The 1,023-nt window shown below is 33.1% G+C and carries 1 pseudogene; it reads left to right on the forward strand.

Going from position 1 to position 1,023, the window contains the following annotated elements:
• Positions 1-117: 117 nt before the first annotated feature.
• A pseudogene (locus RH82_RS00070) lies at positions 118-1,008 on the forward strand (IS256 family transposase, variant Zn-binding type); the annotation flags it as partial.
• Between the last annotated feature and the right edge of the window lie 15 nt (positions 1,009-1,023).

Below are 1,023 nucleotides of genomic sequence, written 5' to 3' on the forward strand. Positions count from 1 at the left end.
TTTATATGTTGTCATATGCGATGTAATAGACAAAATGGTTGCTGATAATCTTGTTAGCCCTAATATTGATTAGGTCTTTAGTAAATCAAAGGCTTTGAATAAAAAAAATGTGTTTATTGTAAGAGTTCCCTAACCAAAAAATATGGGATTAGAAATGAAAAACAACGCTACAAATGTTTATCCTGCGGCACGTTTTTTACAGGAGGAAAACAAGTCATTCCTGCTATCATTTGGGAAGACTATACTAAAGGAAAACAGACTTACCAGCAACTTGCTAGAAAGCACGGATGTTCTAAGAGAACTATCCAGCGAAAAATGGATTTATACAAGGTTACAATTCCAGAGCGCATTCCGAGGAAAATTGTAGTTTTAATGGATACAACCTATTGGGGTAGAAGCTTTGGTTTGATGTTATTTAAGGACGCTTACACCAAAGAAAATCTAATTTGGTATTATGTCCGTTCAGAAACTAATACACTTTACTTAGAAGGTGTTAATCACCTCATATCAAGAGGCTATATTATAGTTGCAATTGTCTGTGATGGAAGAAAGGGACTTATAGGATTGTTTAAGAATTTACCTGTACAGCTTTGTCAGTTTCATCAGGTTGCAACCATACGACCATACATAACTAAAAACCCTAAGATGCCTGCTTCGATTGAGCTTAAATCACTTGTAAGCTTGTTAAAACAGACAGATAAAGAATCTTTTGCTGGAGGCTTAGGATTATGGTTTACAAAATGGGAATGCTTCCTAAATGAGCGCACTACAAACCTCGAAACAGGAAAAAGTTACTATACTCATAAACGACTCAGAAGTGCTTATAGAAGTCTAAACACAAATATAAAATGGCTCTTTACTTGGTATGATAATTTCGATCAAAATACACCTAATACAACAAATATGATTGATGGTCATTTTTCAGATTTAAAAAACAAATTGAGGAATCATAATGGCTTGACTAAAAACAGGAAAATCAAATTTATAAATGAATTTTTAAAAGGATAATACACTTTAAAACGA

It is taken from the genome of Lacinutrix jangbogonensis (assembly GCF_000797445.1).
GTDB classification, from domain to species: domain Bacteria; phylum Bacteroidota; class Bacteroidia; order Flavobacteriales; family Flavobacteriaceae; genus Lacinutrix; species Lacinutrix jangbogonensis.